We start from the raw sequence: 26,240 nt of genomic DNA, 5'->3' as shown, positions 1-26,240 counted from the left end.
AATATTGAAGGGGGAAATCACTACTCGCTAGTATAGGAAATTAAAATGCAAGGAATTTTAGCTGGTTGGGTGCAGCAAAGATTGCTACATCATTTTGAAAATAATGCATCAGAGATTGCACTGAATGATTGTACTGGTGAGAGTCATCAGAGTTATAGCTACCAAGATTTGTATTGTGAAGTTAGTAAAATTGCTCAGAAAATTAAACACCTAAATGGTGAACGAGCTTTATTACTACTACCAGGTGACACAAGTTTTATTTTTGGTTATTTGGCGTGTTTGATGACGGGTATTACGGCTGTGCCAGTTAATTTACCTGGAGTTAAACGCCTTCAACGTGTTAAATCCAACCTGGATCATATTTTGGCTGACTGTGAGCCAAGTTTAATTCTTTCTTTATCTTCAACTAAGGGGGAGATAGAAAAATACGGTTGGGATAGCAATCGAGAGGTCGTTTATCTTGATAAATTGTCAACTGACCATAATTTGCTTGGCCGGGATGAGCTTTGTCCGCCGTTGGGACCCGTTATGTTGCAATATTCTTCTGGTTCAACGGGAAGCCCTAAGGCGGTTTGTAACTACGATAAAAATATTTACCATCAACTCGATATTATGCTTCGTGTTGATCCGGAATTGCAGCGTATTCATACTGCAAACTGGCTCCCGTTTTATCATGACTTAGGCTTGTTTTATGGTCTGATGTTTCCCTTGTTATGTGGGGGGAGCTGTAGTTTTATTCGCCCAAGCCAGTTTTCTGCTGAGCCAATAAAGTGGTTGAAAATAATAGAGCAATATCAAGCGACAATCACTGCGGCACCTGACTTTGCATACAAACTTTGCGTAGATTCTATTTCAGATCTTGAAGTAAAAGAGCTGAACCTTTCATCTTTGAAAGTTGCGATGAATGCTGCTGAGCCTATTCGCCCAACAACCATCCGAAGTTTCTCTCACAAGTTCGAATCATCAGGGTTCGATTCATCCATGTTTTTACCAGCATACGGAATGGCAGAAGCCACTCTCATTGTGAGTCATAAACCAGCCAATACTTCGATGGTGATGAAAACCTTCGACATTAATCGCCTTGCGGAAGGATATGCTGTTGAGTCGGTTTCAGGGCGTGAATTGGTGAGTAGTGGCAGCCAGTTCAATTCTTGGCAAGTTGAGATTGTTGACCCCCATACAGGCATTGCTTGTGAATCGGGTCAGATTGGTGAAGTTTGGGTTCATGGTAATAGTGTTGCGAGAGGTTATTGGAATAAAGCTTCGCTAACGCAAGAAACGTTTAAAGCATGTATTCATTCGAGCAATGAGAGTGGTGAATATCTACGCACCGGAGATCTCGCTTTCAAGTGGGATGGCGAGCTATATATTTGTGGTCGCAGCAAAGATGTCATTATCGTTTCTGGTGAAAATCATATGCCTAATGACTTAGAGGCTACGATTGAGAAAGAGTGTAGTGAAGTAGAGGTAGGTGGTGCTTGTTTCGTCCAAGATATTGAATCAGGTCAAATATATGGCTTGTGTGAAGTGCATCGTCATACCGAAAAAGAGCAATTAAGAAAAATCACAAATACGATTAAGTCACTCATAGCTAAGCACCATCAACTACCAGTTAGTCAAGTAGCATTAGTCGTAAAAGGGAGCTTGAAAAAGACATCTAGCGGTAAAATTCGTCGTAGTTTTATGCTGTCAGAGCTTCAAACTCGAAAATTAAAACCATTATATATTTCGTTACAATCAGTATCCCCTGAGCTTATTACAGATATTTCAGATTACTTACGTCGTTCTCTTAAAGCGCTTATCGGCATTGAAAATGTTGATGATAAGCAAGGGTTCACCGATTTAGGGCTGACAAGCTTACTTGCGACACAGTGGTGCGCACAAATTTCAAGTCAACTTGGCTTTTCTATTTCACCAATTCAGTTATTTGCTTATCCAAATCTTGCCGCTTTTAGCCAATTTGTTAAACAGCAGCAACAGAATCTACCTAAAGAGTCACCAAGAGAAGAGGTTAAATCACGTTCTACTGATGTTGCGATTATTGCGATTAGCAGTCGTTTACCAAAGCAGCAGAGCGCAAGTTGGTGTGATTACGCAGATTGGCTTGTTAAAGGTGAGTCAGCACTAGCGCCGATAAATGATGGGTTACGCAACTTCAATTTACCTGTAGGCACGATCGAGAATATTGATAAGTTCGATGCTAATTTCTTTTCAATTTCGTCTCGAGAAGCTTGTTTGCTAGATCCACAACAGCGCTGGTTAATGGAATCAAGTTGGCATCTTTTTGAACAAGCAGGTTGGTTACCATCGCAATTGAAAGGATTGCCATTAGGTATTTTTGTAGGTCAGGGAAGCCAAGACTACGGTGATTTATTAGTAAGTCAAAATGATCCGGAGTACTTAAAAAGTTACTTAATTACAGGTACGAGTCGCAGCGGAAGTTCTGGGCGTCTAGCTAAATATTACGGTACGAGTGGCCCGGCTATTACGTTAGATACCGCTTGTTCGTCATCTCTCGTTGCTATTGATATGGCTGTTCAACATATTCAATCAAAACGCTGTGAATCTGCAATTGCCGGCGGGGTAAACCTACTTCTTTCATCTCAAATAGAGCAAGCCTTACAAAAGGCTGGGATGCTTTCTCCTAAAGGGCGATGTGCCACTTTTAGTGATGATGCTGATGGTTATGCGCGTGCTGAAGGTTTAGGGTTGCTGCTGCTAAAAGATTATGACGCAGCGATGCGAGACGGGGATCCTATTTTAGCTGTTATTGAGGCGACAGGGGTTGCGCAAGATGGTGAAAGTAGCAGCTTGACGGCACCTAACCCTGTTGCGCAGCAAAAACTATTGAAAGAGGTGTTAGAACGTAGCGGAAGAGCAGAGGCTGATATTGATGCAATTGAAATGCATGGCACAGGTACAGCGTTGGGCGATCCTATTGAGCTTAGTGCTATTGACGGTGTTTATCAGACACGCAGTCAACCGCTGCATTTGACTGCCGGTAAAGCTCAGTTTGGTCACCTTGAATCTGCAGCAGGTGTAGCAGGAGTGATTCGAGCTATTGCCCAAATGAGAGCGCAAACTGTTTTCCCTCATCCAACGTTTAAGTCGTTTAATATTGAGCTATCACCTTGGGTTGATCGTTATATCTTTAATCGTGGCGCTCGTCCCGCCCAGTTAGGGCGAATGGGGGTTAGTTCCTTTAGTTTTACTGGGACTTTAGCTCACCTGATCATTCGTCATCATCAAAGCGTTATGGATGTATCTGAGCAAACACTGCCACACGTTGGATACCTCCCGTTGACGGCAAGTCATATTGATAGTCTTAGCCAATTGGCAAATGCTTGGATTCAGACAATACAGTCACATCGTCGCAATGCTGTTGAACTCCTTCATGCTTGGCGAGGTAAACGTGAGCACCACTTACCAATCAGACAATGTGTTCAATTTACTGATATTGAAGACTTGCTTTGTAAACTGGCCCAAATTGCTGAAGGTCATTTTCTTGCTACGTCAGCATTACCACCTGAGCTGGAACAGTGGTGCAATGGGGCTGATTGCGATTGGTCGCAATTTAGTGAGAAAGTGGCTTATCCAACCGAAATTTTATTGGCTTTACCGTTATACCCATTTAAACGGGAAAAATATTGGATTGAACAGCAAGGCACTGATACCAAAAGTAATATAGAGGAAGCCAGTTTACCCACGAAAGTAATCACTGATCATCAAGCATTCTTAACTGAATGGCTGAGCGATGTGCTATTTATCGAGCCAGGAGACATCGGTCTGGACGATGACTTGATTAACCTAGGCTTGGATTCATTACAGATGATGGATCTTGTTGATGAAGCGAAAAAGCACGGTGTTATATTTGAACTTGCTCGGATGTATGAAGCGCCAACTTTAGCGGCTTGGGCTGCATTGTGGCAATCATCAGTAAGTTGTAACCAAGTTGCTGAAAAACATCTAGATGCTAAAAAAGTACAAGATACTGAAACAGTATTAACTCAGCCTTTCGAGTTGACTAGTGTTCAGCAAGCGTATTGGCAAGGTAGGAAGAGCACACAAATTCTTGGTGGTGTTGCATGCCAGGTCTACTTAGAGCTTGATAGTGAGTGGATTAATAGTGACAAACTTCGTGTAGCGCTTGAGCGTCTATACGTCCGTCACAGCATGTTACGAATGCGCATGAATAGCGATGGGCTTGGCTATATTACAGCGCATACTTCAGCGCAAATCCATGAGTATGATTGGAGAACCCTTGATCGTGAATTGGCAACAAGTAAACAGGCAGAGCTAAGGCGTAATTTAGAAGCGCAGATTCTGGATTTAGAAAATGAATCTGGCTTGGCAATTAATTTGAGCCATAGTCCGTTAGGTAGTCGTCTTCACTTCAATATTGATATGGTGGTTGCTGATGCATTAAGCATTCAAATCCTGCTTGATGATCTAGCGCAGTTTTATCTTGATGAAAATTGCGAACAACTTGCGCAACCAACACTGCATTTTCCTCAATATTTATCAGCAATACGTGAGCAAGCACAGCTAGAGGCAGATCGTCAATATTGGCTAGAACAACTGCCTGGCTTGCCTTCGGCGCCGCAATTACCGTTGGCAAAACGACCGGAAGAAATCAAACAACCTGTGTTTGTTCACCGTGAGTGGTGTTTAGCTGCTGATAAATGGCGAGCATTACAGCAAGCATGCCGTCAACACCGCATTACACCATCAATGATGTTGGCGAGTTGTTATGCGGAGACCTTAAGAGGCTGGAGTGATAATAAAGATTTTTGTTTAAATCTTACGATTTTCAATCGACGTTATGCCGCCTTGGATGTGTCGGATGTTGTTGCTGATTTTACTACGCTGATGCTATTAGCCTGTCGTGATGGTGAAGCATCTAACATCTTAGATAATGCAAGTGCATTGAATCGCCAATTTATGGCGAATCTTGATCATAGTGACTTCGATGCAATTCGCTTGTTAAGAGATCTCTCCAAGCAGAAAGGCTCACAAGTTGCTATGCCGATAGTTTTCACTAGTAACCTAGGTAATGACTTTCTTGGTGATAGTTGTCTGGGTGAGATGAATTATGTCGTCTCTCAGACGCCTCAGGTTTGGATTGACTGTCAGGTGATGGAGCGAAAAGGGGAGTTGATTATAAGTTGGGATACAGTCGATGATTTATTCCCAGCCAATATGGTCGATCAGATGTTCGCTAGCATGGGAAGGCTAATCACTGAAATAGCGCAGCGACCTGACATGCTGAAACAAACGGTGCCCGCGTTTTTAACCGAAGAAGCGAGAAAAGATCGTGCTTCGCGAAACAGCAGTGAAGTGATTTCGTACGCCCCGCGCACTCTCCATCAACGATTCTTTGAATTGGCAGAGACGCAACCAGATGCCATTGCGGTTATTGAAGATAAAGCGTCGATGTCTTATTGCCAGCTGTCAGATAATGCTGGTGAACTTGCCTATCGCTTACAGCAACAAGGTGTACTTGCTGGGGATCGTGTCGCGATTTTATTGCCAAAGGGAGCATCACAAGTTGTCGCGGTGCTGGCAATACACTTATTGGGCGCTAGTTATGTACCGCTTGATATTGAGCAACCAGTAGCTCGGTTGAATCAAATTATTGAGCAAGCAGCAATTAAAATCGTTGTAATAAATCAGGCTGCAGTGGAGGCGATTGCTAACCAAGAGGCAATTGCCGGTTGGTCATTACTCGATATTGATGAGCGTGGGCAAGAGCACATCATAGCAACACAGATTGCTTCGGTATCACCACACGATGTTGCTTATATTATTTATACCTCTGGCTCTACCGGTATTCCTAAAGGCGTTATTACTACCCATCAAGCAGCGGCCAATACCATTGATGATATTAACCAGCGTTATCAGTTGGCTAGTGACTGTCGAACGTTTGCCTTATCGGCACTGAACTTTGATTTGTCTGTCTTTGATATTTTCGGGCCACTTTCTGTGGGGGGCTGCGTTGTTGTTCCTCAACAGTCAGAACGAAAAGAAGCAAAAGCGTGGCTTTCATTGATTCATGAATATCAAGTTACGGTATGGAATAGTGTGCCAGCATTGTTCGAAATGTTGTTAATTGCAGCTGAAAATGACACTCGTAAATTACCAAGCACGATGACAAATGTTTTATTGTCAGGTGACTGGGTCGGTTTGGATTTACAACCAAGATTAAACGCCTTAAATCCATTAATTCAATTGACAGCATTAGGTGGGGCAACAGAAGCTGCGATTTGGTCCAATGCTTTTGATGTCAATTCCGTAGAGGCGGATTGGACAAGCATTCCATACGGTTATTCATTAAGTAATCAAAGTTACCGAGTGATGGATGCCTTGGGTCGAGATTGTCCTGATTGGGTAATTGGTGAGCTCTGGATTGGTGGTAAGGGGGTTGCAGAGGGGTACTTTGCTGATCCTGAAAGAACGGCTGCACAATTTATTTACCATGATGGGCAAAAGTATTACCGAACTGGTGATATGGGGCGTTTTTGGTCTAACGGGATCGTTGAGTTTATTGGGCGACGAGATAACCAGGTCAAACTTAATGGCTTTAGGATTGAACTTGGGGACGTTGAGTATGCGGCAGAGCAATTTTCTGGGGTGCAAAAAGCGATAGCGCTATTGCTAGATAAACCACAGAAACATATCCAACTTTTTGTTTCTAGACAGCAAGGTGAGGTGAGTGCTCTTCAAACAGAGTATGAAGCTGATATGACGCTGCTTGATACAAAGATATCGCAACCCACACCACAAAAATCTGTCGATCACACCGCTATTGAGCAAGCAATGGCAACGCATGTTATGCGTTTGGTGCTCGATAAGATGATGATAGCAAATAACGTTAAACCGGATGCGTCACTGACGCTGGATGAGTGGCTATGTAGTTTGCATATTACACCTCGTTTTCAAGCTGTATTTGAAAGCTGGTTGAACGTTCTTGTTGAAACAAAGCAATGGTCAGCTGAGCAGGGACATTGGCGTCAAGAGCAAGAAGTCGTTAGTCCAATGGCCGCCAACCAAAAGACAGTCGCGAATATGCCTGCTCATGCCTCAATCTTATCTGCATTAGAAAATCGGGTTGATTGGTATGTCGACTTGATGCAGGGCGAGGTTAGTGAACTTACGCTTATTGATGATCCTGTGTTGACACCTGAAGCGTTAGCGTTAATCCACCCTGATTTTTCAGCAACGGAACAATATATTGTTGAAACAATAGTCTTACTTTCTAAGCAATTGGGTCGAGCTGTAAACGTTGTCGAACTCAATGGTAGAACGGGTCGTTTAGCATCACAGATATTGAATCAATGTGACGCTAGCCAGATAAGTTATTGCGTAGTTGAGCAAGCTAAGTCGGTTCTTGATCAAGCGACATTCCGATTGGCGGGTTACGGGGAGCATGCTTTTGCTTGTGCATTAAGCGACGTTGAAAGTCATCACGCTGATTTGGTGATCAGTAACAATGCACTCCATCGTTTTAATGATGTGAATGAAGGGATTAACCTAATGTCTTCACTTATCGCACCAAGTGGTCATTTTGTTGCGATAGAGACGCAAGTGCTTAGCCCTCTTGCATTATTAACGGTGACATTAATGCAGCCTGAAGCGTTAATGAGAAGCGTAGACCAAAGCCCTTATCAAGACTGTCGCCGAGGGGAGTCTTCACCTCTACTTGATGCCCAACAATGGCAAACTAGTTTGCAAGCTTCATCACTTAGCTTGAACGTCTTACCTCCAGTAAATAAAGCGAACTTATTAGTGATGACGGGGCGTCAGGCTGAAACCCTTGCTGTGTCTGATACCTCTCAACTGGCTGACTGGTTAGCATTACAGCTACCCAATTATATGTTGCCTCAACACATTGTCGTTTGTTCATCAATGCCTTTAACAAACAATGGCAAAATTGACCGTGCTCAACTGCGCTTATCGGCTGCCAATGTTTCTATGGTTACTCGTGAAGATAAACAAGATTGCGTAACCGACAATGAAAAGTGCGTTGCAGAGGTTTGGGCGCAAGTACTTGGTGTAACACCATCACGTGCAGATAATTTCTTCCTGTTAGGAGGCGATAGTCTTCATGCAACAAGAATTACGGCGGCATTAGGCGAGGTTGGCTTTAATAGTGTGAAGTTGTCCGATGTCTTTTCGCTTCCTGTGTTGAGTGACTTTGCTCGCCATTTAGAATTTGATGCAGGTGAAATTTCATCACAAATCGCGTTAGTGCATAACGAGAATGAACGTTATGAACCTTTTGCGCTGACTGACGTTCAACAAGCCTACATTATGGGACGAAACGAAGGCTTTGTGATGGGCGGTGTTGGCACACATTTCTATTCTGAATTTGAAGCTGATGGCTTTGATGTGACGCGTCTAGAGCAAGCGCTTATGCGTTTAATTGAACGTCATGACACCCTTCGTATTGTGTTTGATGACAAAGGGCAACAAGTTTGTATTCCGTCAGCACTTTACTGTCCGCTGGATATTGTCTCTTGTACTGAAGAACAGTGGGAAGAAGTTGTTACTCATCAACGTGAGGTGCTATCTCATCGAGTGTTAAATCCTCAGGTATGGCCGCTATTCCACCTTACATTCATTGAGTCTGAATGTGGGAAAAAACGGCTATGTATCGGCTTAGACAATGTCATTCTTGATGGTCTTAGCATGCGGATTTTCTTTGCTGAGCTTGGAATTTTATATCGTGATTTGGAAGCCGACTTGCCAGAGTTGGGGATTACGTTCCGTGATTATCAACAGCAAGTTTATCTGCAAGAAGAGCATGAATCCCAAACATTAGCGAAGAGTTATTGGTTAAGCAGACTGCCTAGTTTACCGGAGGCTCCGCGTCTGCCGTTAAGCATGGAGCCAAATCAATTAGAGAAACCACGCTTCGTTCGACGCCAATCCTGCCTGTCTAAAGAATTATGGAGCCGTTTAACAGAGAAAGCACGAGAGTGTGCGATCACGCCGTCTTGTTTGCTGCTTAACTGTTATGCGCAAGTATTGGCGAAATGGTCCGAATCATCATCGCATTGCATCAATGTTACTTTGTTTGATCGCAAGCCTGTCCATGACAATATTCAGCACATTATGGGGGATTTCACCTCACTCTTGTTACTCGAGACCAATCAAATTGCAGGTGAAAGTTGGTTGCAAAGTGCTGAGCGTTTGCAACAGCAGTTATGGCAAGACTTGGAATACGCCGATGTTTCTGCTGTTTGGGTGATGCGTGAGTTAGCCAAGTTAAAAGAAGTTACTGATTTGAGTATGCCTGTGGTGTTCACTAGTGCACTAGGTGCAGACACTAGCCTTGATGAGTCTTCTGAGTTAGGTATTACCCGATCTGTATGGGGCGTATCTCAAACACCTCAAGTTTGGATTGACCATCAAGTATTTGAGCAAGATGGAGAATTACACTTTAACTGGGATGTTGTCGAGGCGTTGTTCCCTGACGGCGTAATTGATGCAATGTTTAATGCATATTGCCAATTATTGGAACAACTTGCTGACTGTGATTGGTTACAGCCATCGCCAATAGCGTTACCTGCATCGCAGCGAGAAGTTCGCACTCTTGTTAATAACACTCAAGACGTGGTGCCTCTGCGAGCAATGCACATTAGTGTGTATGAAAAAATGCAAGCAACACCTGAGGCGACGGCGATTGTCGCTAATGGTCAGAGCTATAAGTATCGAGATCTGCATACAAAAGTGAGTCAGGCAGCGTACCAGTTGCAAAAACATGGAATTGCTAAAGGTGATTGCGTTGGTGTCATGTTGCCGCGCTCTATTGAGCAGATTGCTTCTGTCCTTGCAATTCAGTGGATTGGAGCGGCTTATGTACCATTAGCAACTGATTGGCCACAAACTCGGGTTGAGTCTGTATTGGCGCAAGCATGCATCAAGTTCGTGATTTGTGACCGTAATGAGTTGTTTGAGAATGGTGGCCAAGGGATCAATGTTGAAAGCCTGCAGGCTTCCGAAGAAGCTTTGGTTGAGCCGTTTCAGAGCGCGCTTGATGAGTTGGCTTATGTGATCTTCACCTCAGGCAGTACAGGAACACCGAAAGGGGTTGCGATCACTCATGGCGCGGCCATGAATACCATTGAAGCGATCAATCGTCAGCATAATGTAACTGCAGATGACAGTGTCTTAGCGTTATCAGCCTTGTACTTCGATTTATCGGTATATGACATTTTTGGCTTGCTGTCTGTTGGCGGGAAATTGGTGCTTATCAACGATGAACAAACCAGAGACGTTAGCGTTTGGTTAGAGTTGGTTCAGCAGCATCAAATTACCTTGTGGAATACCGTACCAGCATTGTTAGAAATGCTTTTGATGGGGAATGAGTCACAGGCTGAACGTCAGCTATTGACCTCATTGCGCTGCGTTATGTTGTCAGGTGATTGGATCAATCTGGAATTACCTGAACGCTTACGTCGCAACAGTTGTCTTGCCAAATTCGTGGCGATGGGAGGCGCGACTGAAGCTGCAATTTGGTCGAACTATTGCGTTGTTCAGCAAGTTGAAAAGCAATGGCGTTCAATTCCTTATGGTAAGCCTTTACCAAATCAAAGTTTTAGAGTTGCAAGTGATATTGGTGATGACTGCCCTGATTGGGTTGCCGGTGAGCTATGGATTGGGGGAGATGGTGTCGCCCAAGGTTACATTGGTAATGAGGAATTAACTCAGCAGCAGTTCTGTGAATATCAATCGCAACGTTGGTATCGAACCGGTGATATGGGGCGCTACTGGCCTGATGGAACCATAGAGTTCCTCGGGCGTCGTGACCACCAGGTTAAAGTGGCAGGGCTGCGTATTGAATTAGGTGAAATAGTTAAAGCGCTTAAGTCATGCGCTGAAGTGAAAGATGCGATTGTATTGATTGAGCATCATGATTCTCGTCCTAAGATTCATGCTTATTTGTTGTCGAATATGGCAGTCGAACTGTCGATTATTCAGCAGCAATTATTAAATTATTTACCAAGTTACTCTATGCCTGATGGCTACGCCGTACTTCAAGAATGGCCACTCACAGCTAACGGTAAAGTAGATCGAAATGTATTAAAAACCTTGGAACTTTCAATTTCTAATGAGAGTGAGTTTGTTGCACCAAGTACAGATGAAGAGATTGTTCTGACTCAAGCAATGCAACAAGTTCTTGGTATTAATACGCCAATTAGCGCGAGTGATAACTTCTTTGCCTTAGGCGGAGATTCATTTGTTGCGATTCAGCTAGCCAGCATACTCCAACAACAGCACGGTATTACTTTGCCACTTCACGCTGTGTTCAATTTACAAACTATTTCACGTATTGCACTTGCTCTTGAAACCTCAGAAAAAGAGAGCAACGAGGTTGATTTTGAGGAAGGAACCTTATGACAAAAGGAACAACATTAATGTCACCATTAGCGTTACTGCAACATTTAGAAGCAAAGAAAGCCGAGTTTTGGCTTGAAGCTGAAGCCTTGAAGTTCAGAGCTCCTCAAGGCGTGATGACCAAAGAGGTTGTTGAGCAACTGAAAGCAGTAAAAAGTGAATTAATAACAATACTAAAAGAGCGTGAATTGGGCGCTGTTCTTCGTCCTAGTACGAAAGATAAACATGAGGTTTTTCCGGTAAATGATGTACAGGCCGCTTATCTTATTGGACGGCAAAATGTGTTTGAGTTCGGTGGCACAGGCTGCCACGGTTACTTTGAGCTCGAATTTGCACATCTTGATGTTGAGAAACTAAACCAAGCTTGGAATAAGCTCATTGAACGCCATGAGATGTTGCGAGCTGTAGTCTTTTCTAATGGTACTCAGCAAATATTGTCACAAGTACCTGATTATAAAATTGAATGTGATTTGCAAACTGATACGAGGTTAACGTATCGGGCAAACATGTCCCATCGCGTTTATGACACTGAAGCATGGCCTCTGTTTGACTTGAAAGTAAGTAAGTCGGAAGGTAAATCATACCTGCATTTTAGTATTGACCTATTGATTGCAGACTTTATGAGTATTCAGGTGATCTTGTCTGAGTTGATTCATTTTTATCATGAGTCTGAATTGGTGCTAGCGCCTCTTAGCTTATCGTTCAAAGATGTCATGGAGTTTGAAAAGCGACAGAAGCTGACAGACAAATATGCGCAAGCGAGACAATACTGGCAAGAGCGGGTGTCTCATTTGCCAATGGCACCAGAGTTACCACTTATCGCTGATATTAATGATGTTTTGACGTCGGTAGCTAAGAAAGAAAAACCGCATTTCACTCGCCATGAAATGCAATTAGCGCCAGAGCAATGGGCTGAACTCGAAAGTCAATGTAATCATCAAGGGGTTAGTCCTTCATCGCTATTACTGACGCTCTTTAGTGAAGTGTTAGCTAAGTGGTCTAAATCAAAACATTTTTGCTTGAACATGACGGTAATGAATCGTGAGCCGATCCATCCAGATTTACTCAATATGGTGGGGGATTTCACGAGTGTTAACTTGCTGGAAGTGAATCTTACGGAGTCGCGAACCTTATTAGCACAAGTGAAAGAGCAGCAGAATCAATTGTGGCAAGACTTAGAGTATAAAGCGTTTAGTGGCGTTGAGGTTATGCGTGAAATAGCCCGACAACGTGGTGCTGATTATGCTCGCATGCCAATAGTCTTCACGAGTGCATTAGTCGGTAGTAATAGAGAGCAAGTTTCAGAGACCAAATCTCAGTATGAGATGGGGATGGAGGTTGCATATGGTATTAGCCAGACGCCTCAAGTTTGGATTGATTGCCAACTTATGAATCGAGACCGCTGTTTGTGCATCAATTGGGATGTACTTGACGGCGTATTCCCTGACTCAATGATCGAGTCAATGTTTACATGTTTTGAAGGTGCGATTGAACAAGTCATTGCAGGTGGACTTCAGCAATGGGATCAAGCCACTCGCCTTGCTTTACCTGATAAACAACAACAGGTTCGTGAACAGGTAAACAATACGGTTAAACCTGTTGCTGAATCTATGTTGCATCAACTGGTGTTAGAGCAAGCAGTGTTAACGCCATATGCGACAGCACTGATTACGCCCGAACAAACACTGACATATGATGAGCTGATTGTTCGCGCAAAGTCACTTGCGAGCAAGTTACCTAAGGGAGCTCGTATTGCTATTGCGATTGATAAAAGTGTTGAACAAGTTGTTTCAACATTAGCAACGTTATTAGCTGATGGGGTGTACTTACCGCTTGACGTTAGTCAGCCTGTTTCTCGTATGAAGCAAATTCTGTTTGATGCCGATGTAGAGTTGGTGTTGACGCGCTCAAATGAACTTGCCCAACAGCTAGCTGACGATGGGTTTGAGGCTGTAAATATTTGTAATGCTCATGCACTACAAGGTCGTGTTAATAACATGAACAGTGAAGAGCTAATTCTGCCATCTGAACGACTGGCTTACATTATTTATACTTCTGGTAGTACAGGAAACACCAAAGGTGTCATGGTAAGCCATCAAGCGGCTGTGAATACTGTGGTCGATATTAATAGTCGCTTTGACATTACAGCAAACGATGTGGTGTTTGGCTTGGCTAAATTAAGTTTTGACCTCTCTGTTTATGACATCTTTGGTACATTGGCTTGTGGCGCTACATTAGTGTTACCTTGCGAGAAAGATATTCAAAACCCAGCAGAATGGACTCGTCAAATTCGAGAACATAACGTCAGTGTTTGGAACTCTGTACCTGCGCAGATGACAATGTTAACGCGATATTTAGCTGATGAATCACTGCCTTCGCTGGATAGTATTAAATGCGTAATGATGTCTGGTGATTGGATTCCGGTCGCATTACCTAAAGCTATAGCTACGTTGATGCCTGCTGCTCAACTATACAGCTTAGGTGGCGCGACAGAGGCCGCTATTTGGTCTATTTATTTCCCAATTGACCCTACCCTTAATTATCACACTTCCATTCCTTACGGTACTCCGTTATCAAATCAGATGTTTGCTGTACTGGATGACAAAGGTATGGCCTGTCCTGACTGGGTTGCTGGTGAGCTGTGTATTGGTGGTAACGGGGTAGCGCTTGGGTATTGGCAAGATGATGAGAAAACGGCTGCCCATTTCTTCCAAGATGCGGCTACTGGAACACCTTGGTACCGAACGGGCGACCGAGGTTATTACCGAGATGATGGTGTGATCGTGTTTGTTGGTCGTGATGACAACCAAGTAAAAGTTCGAGGATATCGAGTTGAGCTTGGTGAAATAGAATCAGCGCTTGAGCGTCAATCATCAGTATCTCAAGCTGTCGTCTTAGCGCGAGGGGATAAACATAATTATCACCTTCAGGCCTACGTTGAGCCGGCTATTTACCAAAACGATGCAAAAAGTACTTTGTTCTCGCATCAATTTGCAGAGACTGAAACCGAGCTAACTTTGACGGCTGAATCTATTAGGCAAACAATGCCTGAGAAGTCAGTAACAGACTTTGTTTATTACTTAGATAGAGTCGCTTTGCTCCATATGGTTCAAGCATTGCAATCAAGTGGAGGATTAGGTGAAGGTCAACAGAAAAACATCGATGACATGATTGCAGATGGCCATTATGCGCCTCGTCATAAGCAATTATTAAGTCGATGGCTAAAAGCGCTTATTGAAAATCAGTTAGCACGACATGATGGAGAAACATACGCTTTACTTCAGCAAGTGAGCGAAGATGATATCTCGTTATGTTGGAAAGGATGTTACGAAGCACTGGAGTGTTTGGATGGTGATAAAGGCTTAGTTAACTACCTTGAGCGAAGTAGTCAATGTTTGCCTGAGTTACTGCAAGATAAGGCCGATCCTCTTGATTTGTTGTTCCCTGATGGCAAGTTAGATGTCGCGACATCAACTTATCAAAATAACTTGATCAGCAAAATGATGAATAAAATGTTGATCACAGCGGCGTTAAGTAAAGTAAAGCATTTAGCTGAGCGTGATCAGCCAATTCGTATTCTAGAGATTGGTGCTGGTGTTGGTGGTACAAGTAACGAGCTTATTCCGGCTCTAGCAGCACATAATGTCGAGTATACCTTTACTGATGTTTCATCATTTTTCCTCAATGAAGCCAAGCTTCGTTACCAAGGTTATGATTTTGTCGATTATCGCTTATACGATTTTAACCAACCTGCGTTAGAGCAAGGTTTTGATTGTGGTCAGTATGATCTGGTTGTTTCTTCTAATGTGTTACACAACGCCGTTGTTGCGCGTGAAGGATTAAATCACTTACGTGAGTTAATGAAGCCAGGGGCTTGGTTACTTGTGATTGAGGCGACAAGAGATAATTACCAACTTATGACCTCAATGGAGTTCAAACATGGCTTGACCGCTCATAATGATGAACGTTTAGCATTAAATTCTCCATTTATGCCTCAGGAACGTTGGTTAAACGCAATGTCGGATGTGGGGGCTGAGCAGTTATTTGCGTTCCCTAATAATCAAGAAGCCTTATATCAATTAGGCCAGAGTTTTATGCTAGCCCAATTCAATGGTCAGAAGCATGAATGTGATAAGACTGAAATCTTAGAACACCTTAGTCAGGATTTACCTAGTTATATGGTACCAGCGCAATTGGCTGTCTTAGACCGTTTTCCGCTTACGAATAACGGCAAAATAGATAGAAAGGCGTTGCCTGAAATTATAGGCCATCAAGAGACTCTACAAAACGAGGTATCAGAAGATCTTGATCAACTTGAGACGTTATTACTATCGTCATGTCGGGATGTGATTGGTAATCCTAACATGGGGCCAAATGATGATTTCTTTAGTGCGGGTGGTGACTCATTATTGATAACGCAGTGGGTGAGTAGGATCCGCCAAGAGTTAGGGGAAGAATCTGTTCCGTGGGAAGGGACACTTCGCCAAGTATTGCAAACCCCCACTATTAAAGAGCTTGCGATTTTCTTACGAAAACAAACGCCAATTCAGCAGCACAGCAGTGCGATTGAAGATAGTTCAACTGCTTTGCAATGTATTAAAGAAGGTGATGGCGCACCTATCATTATTCTTCATGATGGTAGCGGCACTGTGATGCCTTGTTTAGCACTTGTAGAGCACCTTACAGGGCCAGTTTATGGCATAAGTGTTCAAGATAGACAGCAATATTTAACCATTCCAAGTGAGCATCTGATCGTTGAATTAGCTGATCAATACAAAGCCTTGTTGGAAGATAATTTTGATTTGTCTAAATGCCATCTTTTTGGTTTTTGTATGGGGGGATTAATTGCTTTTGAGCTGGCAAGACAAGCGATGGAATGTGGCTCTCCGTTGGCATCATTGACGATTGCAAGTAGTTATCAAATTCCGTACAAAGTAAATGATCCTATGATGACGGATGTCGCTCTTGCTAAAGAACTTAATGTACCAAACCCTTGGAGCGGTATTGATCTACTTCAGCTTGAGCAAACTTATTTAGCTTTATTAGCCACTAAGCCTAATCAAATTAATATTGAAGATGTAGTGGCTAAAGCTAAACAGCTCGGTTTTGATAAACTCTCACTAAATTATGCGAGTTACGCAAAAGCAAATGAAGCACAGCGTATCGCTTATTTCCAAACAGTACTTGATATCCAATCAAATCAACAAACGGTAAAAGTTGGAGATATTTCCCAGCTCTATCCAGTGTTCCATCACAGTTTGCAGGCTGTGACTCATTATGAGCCATCTTTCTATAGTGGTGATTTCACTTTCGCTTGTCAGCAAGATGAGACTTATTTACTGCCCACGCTTAAAGCCGATATGCATGACTTTTGGCAGCAATATAGTATTGGTGACATTGATGTTATTTCACTTGAAGGTGATCATTTTACCTGTATGCAATCATCTCAAGTTTTACCTCTAGCCAAGCACTTAAACACAGTTGCTATGCAAGGAGGAAAGCATGAATAGAGTCGCCATCTTCGGAGCTTGTGGTGAAGTGGGGCAACATATAGACCAAGCGCTTTGTGCGCTTGGCTATCAAGTTACTCGAATAGGACGACAGTCACGTCCTGACTTAACACATTATAGGGTTGTTGATTTGTTTGATCAGGATGAGGTGGCAGCTGTTTGCCATCATCATGATTTGATCATAAATGCAGCAGGGCCTGCGTCGGCGATTAGAGACAATATAGCTCGCGTTGCAATAGACACTCACACCTTATATGTCGATGTGGGTGGTGAGCAGGATGTTTTCGATCACGTTCAACAGCAGTTACTGGGTCGAGACTTACCAGTAAGCTGTGTTTTTGGAGCGGGCTTTGTTCCCGGCTTTACTTCGTTGCTTCCTTTTATTGCCAAAGAGAAGCTACAAGAACTGCACAGTATTGAGCTTTATGTCGGGGGTATTGAAGCATTTACATCAACGTCTGCGATAGATTTTATTGCAAGCTTAGGGGGTAATGATGCTTTAAGCGGGGTGGTAATTAGAGATGATATAAAGGTGAGAGAGGGGACAAGAGAGGGGTATCAGCCACTACCTGAGGTAAAAGAATTTACCGCATTACCTTATTTGAGTGCTGAGCATCAACGCGTCGCTAACACACTTTCAATATCTAACTTCGCGGCCTTTAATTTAGTCGCTGATCGACAGTTACTAATGTCAGCACATGAAAGTGATAAGGAGCAAACTGCGGCGTTAGTTAGTCTGAGTCAATCCATGGTTCAGAAGCATGGTACTCAGCAATATTGCGTAATGGATGCGCAAGGTTGGATTGCTCAACAGCCAGTTAATTTAACGCTTCGTTGTAAGTTTAATGATGGCTATCGAATGACGGGACTGGTCACCGCTTTTACTGCGCATCAATTGTTAACGCAATCATCGTCTCATTTAAATAATGGGGTGTTTTGGCTTTCTGAAATAATTGAAACAGGTCATTTAATCTCGTTTTTGCACGAACAAAATATGTTTAGTCATTGGGACCTCTCGATTGAGCATAATTATGAATTGGCGTTTGAAGAGGGGGCTTTGTGATGAAAACATATCGTGTTGTTGTATGTGGAACGCTTTTTGGTCAGGTATACCTTTCCGCATTTAAACGCCAATTCCCAGGATTTGAACTTGCTGGAATTTTAGCAAGAGGAAGTGAACGCTCGTTAACAATAGCTAAGGAGTATGGTGTGCCTTTATATCGTGAGGTATCAGAATTACCTGACGATATTGATATTGCATGTGTTGTTGTTCGTTCTGCAATTGTAGGGGGGGCTGGGTCACAACTTGCCCGCGCATTATTAGAAAAAGGCATACATGTTCTGCAAGAGCATCCCGTTTATGAAAAAGATGTTGTGGAATGCTTAAAGTTAGCGAGGAAAAATGGATGTCATTACCAAATTAATACTCATTATCCGAATGTGCCAGCTGTTCGCCACTTTGTTGAGTACTTAAAGAAAGCGCGTGAAACTCAGCAGCCTTGCTTTATTGAAGCGACCTGTGGAGTACAAGTGATTTGCGGCTTGCTCGATATGTTGGGGCAGGCATTAGGAGGGGTTACGCCATTTGAGTTCCATTCTAATGTTGATTGGTCTGAGGTGCGAAAATTAAAGTCAGAGCTATTACCGCCTTATCAAATTATCCACGGTGTTTTTGCTGGGATACCGCTCATCTTAAAGATTCAGAATCAGTTGGATCCAGACGACCCTGATAATCATTTCCACATTATGCATCGGCTTACCGTGGGGCTACCGAGTGGCAATTTGGTGTTAGTTAACACGCATGGTCCTGTGTTATGGAATAGAGCTTTTCATATACCTCGTGCCTCTGAGAAAAATGGGGTGAGAGAGCTGCTCGATAAACGACAAGCACCAGAGTTTTATCAGCCTGCATCTTGTGAGTTTCTGTATCAAGAAATGCCAAGTTTAGAAGAGATTATTGACGAGCACTGGCCAGAGGCAATCAGAACAGCATTACATGGCATGGTAAATAATATTGAATCACCAAATCCAGCATCAGCACAGTTCTTACTGGGGCAAGCATCAGTATGGCGATCTTTAATGGGGTGCATTGGCAACCCTGAAGTTATTTCTGCTCAAGATCCAATGTTAACGAGCCCTTCTATTGAAGATTGGTTGGTTGAATATAATCAGGAGAGTGAAAATGCATAAGCAATTGAAACTCATTAAACCAGGTACACGTAGGCAGCTAATCTGTTTTCACTTTGCTGGAGGAAATGCGGAATATTTCATGCCATGGCGTGATCATATTGATGATCATACCGCGGTGTATGCAGTACAACTTGCAGGTCGTGGTCATCGATTATCAGAAAAACTCAAGACTTGCTTACATCAGTATGCTGATGAGGTTGTGCAAAGTTTATCGTTTTTGCCTCATCGACCCACTTTCTTTTTTGGCCACAGTATGGGCGCCGCCTTGGCGTTTGAAACCGCAATACGCTGGGAACAGCAGGGGCGTAAATTAGCGCATTTCTTTGCCTCAGGGCGAATTCCACCGCATAAAAGCAGAGGAACTGACTACCATAAGCAAAGTGATGATGCTTTGGTTAACAAAATTATGGGGTTGGGGGGAACATCAGAGGTTGTGTTTGATAACCCAGCCCTTAGAAACTTAATGTTGCCCATTATTCGTGCTGATTTTGAGGCAATAGAAAAGTATCAACGCGATTCTTTACCAACACTTTCTTGCCCTCTTAGTGCTTTGCTGGGTGAGGGAGATACAGAAGTAACAGAAAGTGAAATTCAAGAATGGTCATTAGCAACTACGGGGGAATTTGATTTTCAATGTTTTCCTGGTGGGCATTTTTACCTTAATAAGCTTTGTCCAACATTGTTTGACCACCTTAAAAATAAAATGTCTTAGCTCTTTATTGGAATAGCGTAAAGGAAAGGCTTTACGCTTTTGTTTTTATTTCTTCACATAGGCAGAAAAATGAAAGGAACGCCGTTTTCATGGTTAATGGAATTGGTTGCAAACCAACGCCGTAAGCTTTTATCGTCTATGGTACTTGCCGTTGTTTATTCTTTACTTACGGTTGTACCATATTTAATTATTTATCAATTGGTAGATGGGTTTATAAATGACGCTATTACTGACTCTTATATTGTCTGGCAATTAGTTTTACTTGCTGCGATTGCATTAGTGATGAAAATGCTGTTGCAACTAGCATCTGGATTATTGTCACATAAAGCTGCTTTTCAACTGTTATTTGAAATACGCCAACAAATTGTTGATAGCGTAGGGCAGTTATCATTAGGTGAAAGTAATAAACAAGCTGCGGCATCAATGAAAAAAATCATTTCAGATGATGTCGACAGAATTGAGACTTTTATTGCTCACCACTTACCAGATATGGCTGCTGCGATTGTGAGCCCTTTAGTCGCATCACTGCTCTTGTTATATATCGATTGGCGATTGGCACTTATTGTCCTCTTGCCTTTGCCTATAGCTTTGAGTTTACAAGCTCTTATGTTCAAAGGCTTCAATGTTAGAGTAGATGAGTACCATAAGGTTGTTTCCAATCTGCATATTAGTGTTGTTGATTTTGTCGCATCTATACCTGTAGTAAAAGCGTTTAATATGACGGTTGATTCGCATCAAAAATACCGAAATGCGGTGAATGAGCATCATACACTGGTGACGAATTGGTTGTTAGATACGAAAACGCCAGCATCTTTATTTAAGTTATCGCTTGATCTTGGTTTGCTATTTTTATTACCTGTTGGTGTATGGCTATACGCTCATGGTGATTTAACGCTCTCTACATTATTTATTTTTATGTTGCTAGGTGTGGGGTTGATGGAACCTCTTTATAACCTTATTCAATTTGGTGGCATGTTCAGTGAGATGCTAAAAGGAGTTGAGAAGATAAAATCTTTCTGTGAAACGACGCCGCAGAGTGAAGGTGATAAAGAGCAAACTATAGCGCATACAGGTATAACTTTTGAGCGTGTAACGTTTCGACATGATAAAGCGATTAAAAGTACTGTTGATGATGTTTCTTTTACTGCTATGCAAGGAAAAATTACCGCTATTGTGGGGCCATCTGGTGCAGGTAAAACAACTGTGGCTCAGTTAATTCCTCGATTTTTTGAATATCAGAGTGGTGAGATCACCATAGGTAATAAGCTGATAACAGATTTTCCATTTGATCAATTGATGTCGTTTGTTAGTTTTGTTTTTCAGGATGTTTATATTTTTGAGCAAACTATCAAAGAAAACATTCGCATGGGGAATGATGAGCTCTCTGATGAAGACATAGTTAATGCAGCGAAAGCAGCTTGTGCTCACGAGTTTATTTTGTCATTACCAGAAGGCTACGAGACGATAGTTGACCAAGGGAGTTTAAGTGGGGGGCAAGCTCAAAGAATAGCGATTGCTCGGGCTGTTGCTAAAGATTCACCTATTTTGATCCTTGATGAAGCAACGGCTTATGCTGATGCGCGCAATGAAGTTCGTATTCAGCAAGCAATTTCAAGTTTAATGCGAGGCAAAACAGTATTAGTTATTGCGCATCGGTTAAATACGCTTACTCATGTCGATAAAATTATTGTTATGGATAAAGGTAAAAAAGTGTCAGAAGGTACACACGGTGAGTTGCTAGAATACTGCGAGCTATATCAGTCCATGTGGAATGCACACCAAGAAACTAAAGCTTGGCACTTTGGGCAATCATCAGAGGGTGAAGATACAATTTTAATGTCAGAGGGTGTTGAGTCATGTTAAGAATAAATACCTTAAAACGTTTAACAGGTACGTCTCTGAAAGGATTAAATCGAACTGTATTTCTGACGGTGCTTGATGCTTTCTTTGCTTCTGCTCCATATGGTTTTCTTTATTATATTCTGTTGGATATGTTAGCAGATACGCCAGATATACAACATCAATTTATGTTGGTACTCGGGTGTGCTGTCATGATGATCATACGGGCCCTATTGGCACGAATTATTCATGTGAACATCTCTCTTATTGGTTTTGATGCAGGAAAGCAAATTCGTCAGCGTTTAGGTGACCATTTACGGAAAATGCCAATGGGTTTTTTCCAGCGTTCTGATTTTGGCAGTGTTAATAACACCTTGCTAAAAGACATTGATATGATTGAGCGGATTTTTACTCATTTGTATGCGCCAATTATAGCCACTAGTTCAGTATTGTGTTTTTTTGCCTTAGGTCTGATAGCTAAAGATTGGCGAATGGGGTTGGCTATGATGTCAACCCTGCCATTAGCTTGTATCGCTTACTTACTAACACGAGCATATGCTAGAAAGTGGCAGAGTCACATGCAGCATTTGATGCATCAACTAAATGATGCCGTAATGGAATACATGAATGGCTTAAAAGAACTTAAGTCTTATCGCATGATGGGGAAAGCTTTTTCACGTTTAGATGATGTTTTAACATCAACACGTAATCAAGCTCTAAAAGCTGAGAAGGCAGCAGTATGGCCTGTTTATAGTTTTAATATACTGGTGGAGTCAGGCTTAATTGTGTTGCTGGTTGTTCTTACTTGGGCTTGGCTAGAGCAAACTATAGCTTTACCTGAAGTATTATTATTTTTAATTGCAGCAGTTCGCTTTTTTAGGCCATTACTGAACATGTCGATGTTTTTGGCTGAGCTAAATTATTTAGATCTGGCTGTAAACCGTGTTGATGAAGTGCTGTCATTACCTATTATGCCACATGGTGAAAGCCGACCGCAGATTTCAAATATGGCGATCACCTTCAATGATGTGAATTTCACTTATCCAGGTTCAAAATATCCGCTTTTTGAGAATTTAAACCTAACGATTCCTCACAATAAAGTAACCGCTCTTGTTGGGCCATCAGGTTCAGGTAAATCGACAATTGCGTCATTGATAGCTCGTTTTTGGCAGCTTGATTCAGGCTCAATCTCAATAGGAAAGCAAGGAAATCAGGTTGACATTGCAGGTATGCAAGTTGAGCATTGGCTTCAGCATGTCAGTATTGTGTTTCAATTAAATTATATTTTTAATGACACACTGGCGAATAATCTTCGTGTTGCTAAACCAGATGCGGAGGATGATGAATTGTGGCGTGTTATAGAGCTCGCTAAACTTAAAAATTTAGTGTTGGAGATGGAGAAGGGGCTTGATACCGAGATTGGTGCTGGTGGCGTACACTTATCAGGTGGTGAAAAACAAAGACTTTCAATTGCTCGCGCACTTCTTAAAGATGCGCCACTTGTTATCTTAGATGAAGCCACAGCTTCTTTAGACCCTGAAAATGAGCGAGATATTCAGGTTGCAATGCAAGCTTTAGTTCAGAATAAAACTGTACTGGTTATAGCTCATAAGTTATCAACAGTTCAATACGCTGATCATATCGTTGTTTTAGAGGCAGGGAAGATCGTCGAGCAAGGGGTGCACGACACCTTGCTGCAACATAAACTGCTTTATAGTGAGCTTTGGAATCTTCAACAGCAAGCTCAAAGTTGGCATTTAACTGCTTAGTATTTTGATTGATTAAATAAGCTGCCAAAGCTGCGTTCTTTGGTAGCTATATTTTATATGTTGGGTTCATAAACGCATAGAGTGAGTATTTGTGCTCTATTTATGTCATAACGATAGTAGCATTCGATAGTTTCATTAATATTGAAGTTATTTATAAGATTTTCTGATGTAGAGAAGGTCATTGTTGACGTGTGATAATTAATCGCGCTTAACTTAACGTCATCAAAATCAACTATTTGATATATGTGTGGATAAATTGCTTTGTAAATGCTCTCTTTAGCAGAGAATAACAACGTAGTGCAGTATTCACTAGAGTAACTATGTACCTTTAATAGTGATAATTCTGTTGTGACTGCAATAAGTGGCTGTATGCTTTCACTCTGTCGAGTTGATATTAAGTTTTGAATATCAACACCAAGTGATATCTCACTCTTTAAATGTTCTTTTTTATAAATTACAGCAACGGCACTATCATCTGTATGTGATATTGAACCTGTAATTTCATTAGGCCATTTAGGAGAACGATCTGACGAAATAGGAACGCTGATGGAGTAACCTTGATCTGCTTCCATTAAGTACTTCGCACAGAAGCGTCCGGCAAAAAATTCAGCCTGTCTTTTAGGAACAGATGTCTGAATTGGCTTCGGACACTCAATATTAAATTTCGAATATAAGTTTTTCTTATAATCGTTTAGAACAAAGTTAACTTGCATTAGCTTCAACGGTATACCTCGGTAATCAAAAGCAAAGTTACAGAAGCTCTTGATAAAGCCATAAGTGGAATTATTGAGCTGTTGTTCGTTTGTTTCTGTGAGAGGGGAGGCGACCACTAACATAATAAGTACTATCCGTGGTAAATAAAAATCATTATCGTTTACTTTGCTTGTCAACTAAAGCATAATTTGTCTGTTTTTTTAAACTCATCAGTAAATTTAATTAGAAACGCACAAGAAAAGGTAAGGATATTTTTCTATGGTAAGCTTCAATAATCATGATATAAGTGAGAGTCATAAATTAAAGCCAAAAAGAAATAATGCCTTAATCCTCATTATTTGCTGCCTCTATTTTGTTCAAGGTGTTCCTATTGGCTTAACCTTTCATGCTATCCCGACGCTATTAAAAACCTTAGGGTTACCGTTAGAGCTTATTTCAATGGTTCCACTTGCGGGGATCTTTTGGGCAATCAAATTTTTATGGTCCCCGTTTGTTGAAAATCATTGGTTAGAGTCAGTTGGGCGAAGAAAGTCTTGGATTATCCCAATGCAACTTACTATGGTTGCAACACTCATTACCTTGGCAATGATTTCAATTAATGAGCAAACGCTGCTGTTGGTTACATTCCTTCTCGCGACTATTTCTATTGTGGGCTCGACGCAAGATATCGCTACTGATGGACTAGCGGCTGATCACACAGATAAATCAGATCTTGGTTTGGTGAATGCAATACAAGTGTCGGGCATTATTATTGGGATGCTACTTTCAGGACCATTCGCCATGATTGCCTTTGAACAAATAGGCTATCAAATAAGTATGCTGTTACTAGCTGCCATTGCTTTCTTGGCTTTGATGCCTGTTTTACTTTGGCAAGAGCCTCAAGTTCAAAATGTGACTGAAAAGACCAAAGCCTCGTTAATTAAATTCTTTAAAACACCGAGAGCGGTATCAACCTTGATTTTATGTTCATGCGCCACGTTATGTGGGGTGATCATTATGGCGTTATCAAAGTTCATACTGGTTGATTTGTCTTGGTCTATGTCTCAAGTCGGTATGCTGACTGGCGTTGGTCATTTACTTGTGATGTTGGTGGGGTGCTTTGTTGCAAGTAACTTCATAAAACGTCAAGGTTACCGCGTAACGCTCTTGGCTGGTTTGAAGATGGTACTGTTTGGTGGATGCTTATGGATTGCGATAGCTGAGAACTGGTTAGCTGGTGCTTGGAGTGTTTGGGCTACATCGATCATCGTTGGCTTTGGGATGGGGTTTGTGGCTGTAAGCACTTATACATACTCTATGCGTTTTTCTCAGCAAACGACGCAGCCGGCCACCAACATTGCTTTTTTTCAAGGGACGCAGACTTTTGGTGAGATCGTTTTCTCTTCCGTTGCGACAAGCCTTGCTGGGGTGGCAAGTTATAGTATTGCCTTAGGGATAGGTGAAGTAATTGCGTTACTTTGTTTTTTTGCGTTGTTAAAGCTTAGTCATTACCGTCATTGGTACAATGCTTATAGTGATTGAACTAACTCAAAAAATTACGACCTGAGCATGAAACACCTTTGTTTATGAGTAATTTTTGATGGAAATAAAGGTATAACAGCGCACGTATATTGGGTTTTCATTTTCAGCCCTAAAACATCTACTTCAGTAGGTGGTTATCATCAATTAGGCTATGCCTCAGTTTATAGGATTTAGCATTTGATTGGGTTTCGTCCGGTAGCTAAGTCGGAGCGAGGTAATTTCAATAGTAGTAACCGCAGTATTGAGCGGGAGACCATATTAAGGCCGAAGATGAGATCATGTCCCGAGGTGAGCCGTCTGCGGGTGGATGCAGCCAGTCCTTTGTATTTCATCCGCTGGTACCATTTATCCATTCATTTAAAGAAGCCTATCCGGATATTGAATTAGAACTCACCTCGAATGAAGGCTTTGTCGATCTTATAGAAAAGCGCACGGATGGTGCCATTCGTATTGGACGTAACGGATTCAACTTTGCATGCCCGGCTGCTGGGAAAGAGCCTGCTTTACGCAAAGTCTCCTTGACTGAGGAAGGTCAAGATTTTCTTCCACACGCCGAAGAAGTACTGGCTAGCGCAGAGGCAGCCT

At 42.1% G+C, this 26,240-nt stretch carries 9 protein-coding genes and 1 pseudogene; 9 read left to right on the top strand and 1 reads right to left on the bottom strand.

Translation table 11 applies throughout. The features are described 5' to 3' along the window. The first annotated feature begins 45 nt into the window (after positions 1-45). The 7 genes from AACQ93_RS24485 (at position 46) to AACQ93_RS24455 (ending at position 23,420) form a co-directional block, all read left to right on the top strand. Entirely contained in the window at positions 46-11,403 is an 11,358-nt protein-coding gene (locus AACQ93_RS24485; RefSeq protein WP_064609517.1) for a non-ribosomal peptide synthetase, read from the top strand. After that, positions 11,400-16,910: a non-ribosomal peptide synthetase gene (locus tag AACQ93_RS24480; RefSeq protein WP_064609516.1), complete on the top strand. Its 5,511-nt coding sequence runs from the start codon at positions 11,400-11,402 to the stop codon at positions 16,908-16,910. The genes AACQ93_RS24485 and AACQ93_RS24480 overlap by 4 nt, the downstream gene beginning before the upstream one ends. Next, positions 16,903-17,973 carry an NAD-dependent epimerase/dehydratase family protein gene (locus tag AACQ93_RS24475; protein WP_064609515.1) on the top strand — a complete coding sequence of 357 codons (1,071 nt, stop codon included), beginning with the start codon at positions 16,903-16,905 and terminating at the stop codon, positions 17,971-17,973. Before AACQ93_RS24480 ends, AACQ93_RS24475 begins: the two co-directional genes overlap by 8 nt. After that, on the top strand, positions 17,973-19,100 hold the full coding sequence (locus AACQ93_RS24470) for a Gfo/Idh/MocA family oxidoreductase (RefSeq protein WP_084419457.1): 1,128 nt from the start codon (positions 17,973-17,975) through the stop codon (positions 19,098-19,100). Before AACQ93_RS24475 ends, AACQ93_RS24470 begins: the two co-directional genes overlap by 1 nt. Next, a complete protein-coding gene (locus AACQ93_RS24465) occupies positions 19,093-19,812 on the top strand; it encodes a thioesterase II family protein (RefSeq protein ID WP_064609513.1) in 720 nt (239 codons plus the stop codon). The genes AACQ93_RS24470 and AACQ93_RS24465 overlap by 8 nt, the downstream gene beginning before the upstream one ends. A gap of 69 nt (positions 19,813-19,881) precedes the next feature. After that, complete coding sequence (locus AACQ93_RS24460; protein WP_084419454.1) at positions 19,882-21,675, top strand: ABC transporter ATP-binding protein; 1,794 nt, start codon at positions 19,882-19,884, stop codon at positions 21,673-21,675. Next, complete coding sequence (locus tag AACQ93_RS24455) at positions 21,669-23,420, top strand: ABC transporter ATP-binding protein (protein WP_064609511.1); 1,752 nt, start codon at positions 21,669-21,671, stop codon at positions 23,418-23,420. Before AACQ93_RS24460 ends, AACQ93_RS24455 begins: the two co-directional genes overlap by 7 nt. 53 nt (positions 23,421-23,473) lie before the next feature. Here AACQ93_RS24455 and AACQ93_RS24450 read toward each other — a convergent pair whose 3' ends face one another. Beyond that, positions 23,474-24,256 carry a 4'-phosphopantetheinyl transferase family protein gene (locus AACQ93_RS24450; protein ID WP_064609510.1) on the bottom strand — a complete coding sequence of 261 codons (783 nt, stop codon included), beginning with the start codon at positions 24,254-24,256 and terminating at the stop codon, positions 23,474-23,476. 136 nt (positions 24,257-24,392) lie between these two features. On the opposite strand from AACQ93_RS24450, the gene AACQ93_RS24445 reads away from it, so the two are divergent. Together AACQ93_RS24445 and AACQ93_RS24440 are read left to right on the top strand one after the other, a co-directional pair. Next, on the top strand, positions 24,393-25,655 hold the full coding sequence (locus AACQ93_RS24445) for an MFS transporter (protein WP_064609509.1): 1,263 nt from the start codon (positions 24,393-24,395) through the stop codon (positions 25,653-25,655). A 263-nt stretch (positions 25,656-25,918) separates the two neighbouring features. Continuing rightward, positions 25,919-26,162 (top strand): annotated as a pseudogene (locus tag AACQ93_RS24440) (LysR substrate-binding domain-containing protein); the annotation flags it as partial. Positions 26,163-26,240: the final 78 nt, after the last annotated feature.

The sequence above is a fragment of the Photobacterium sp. J15 genome, assembly GCF_963870815.1.
GTDB lineage: Bacteria > Pseudomonadota > Gammaproteobacteria > Enterobacterales > Vibrionaceae > Photobacterium > Photobacterium marinum.
This window is presented reverse-complemented; position numbering and strand designations above follow the sequence as displayed.

Excerpts from the sequence above, each read along its gene's own strand:
- AACQ93_RS24485 (WP_064609517.1), top strand. The coding sequence starts at position 46 with ATGCAAGGAATTTTAGCTGGTTGGGTGCAGCAAAGATTGCTACATCAT.
- AACQ93_RS24470 (WP_084419457.1), top strand. The coding sequence starts at position 17,973 with ATGAAAACATATCGTGTTGTTGTATGTGGAACGCTTTTTGGTCAGGTA.
- AACQ93_RS24460 (WP_084419454.1), top strand. The coding sequence starts at position 19,882 with ATGAAAGGAACGCCGTTTTCATGGTTAATGGAATTGGTTGCAAACCAA.
- AACQ93_RS24465 (WP_064609513.1), top strand. The coding sequence starts at position 19,093 with ATGCATAAGCAATTGAAACTCATTAAACCAGGTACACGTAGGCAGCTA.
- AACQ93_RS24475 (WP_064609515.1), top strand. The coding sequence starts at position 16,903 with ATGAATAGAGTCGCCATCTTCGGAGCTTGTGGTGAAGTGGGGCAACAT.
- AACQ93_RS24445 (WP_064609509.1), top strand. The coding sequence starts at position 24,393 with ATGGTAAGCTTCAATAATCATGATATAAGTGAGAGTCATAAATTAAAG.
- AACQ93_RS24450 (WP_064609510.1), bottom strand. The coding sequence starts at position 24,256 with ATGTTAGTGGTCGCCTCCCCTCTCACAGAAACAAACGAACAACAGCTC.
- AACQ93_RS24455 (WP_064609511.1), top strand. The coding sequence starts at position 21,669 with ATGTTAAGAATAAATACCTTAAAACGTTTAACAGGTACGTCTCTGAAA.
- AACQ93_RS24480 (WP_064609516.1), top strand. The coding sequence starts at position 11,400 with ATGACAAAAGGAACAACATTAATGTCACCATTAGCGTTACTGCAACAT.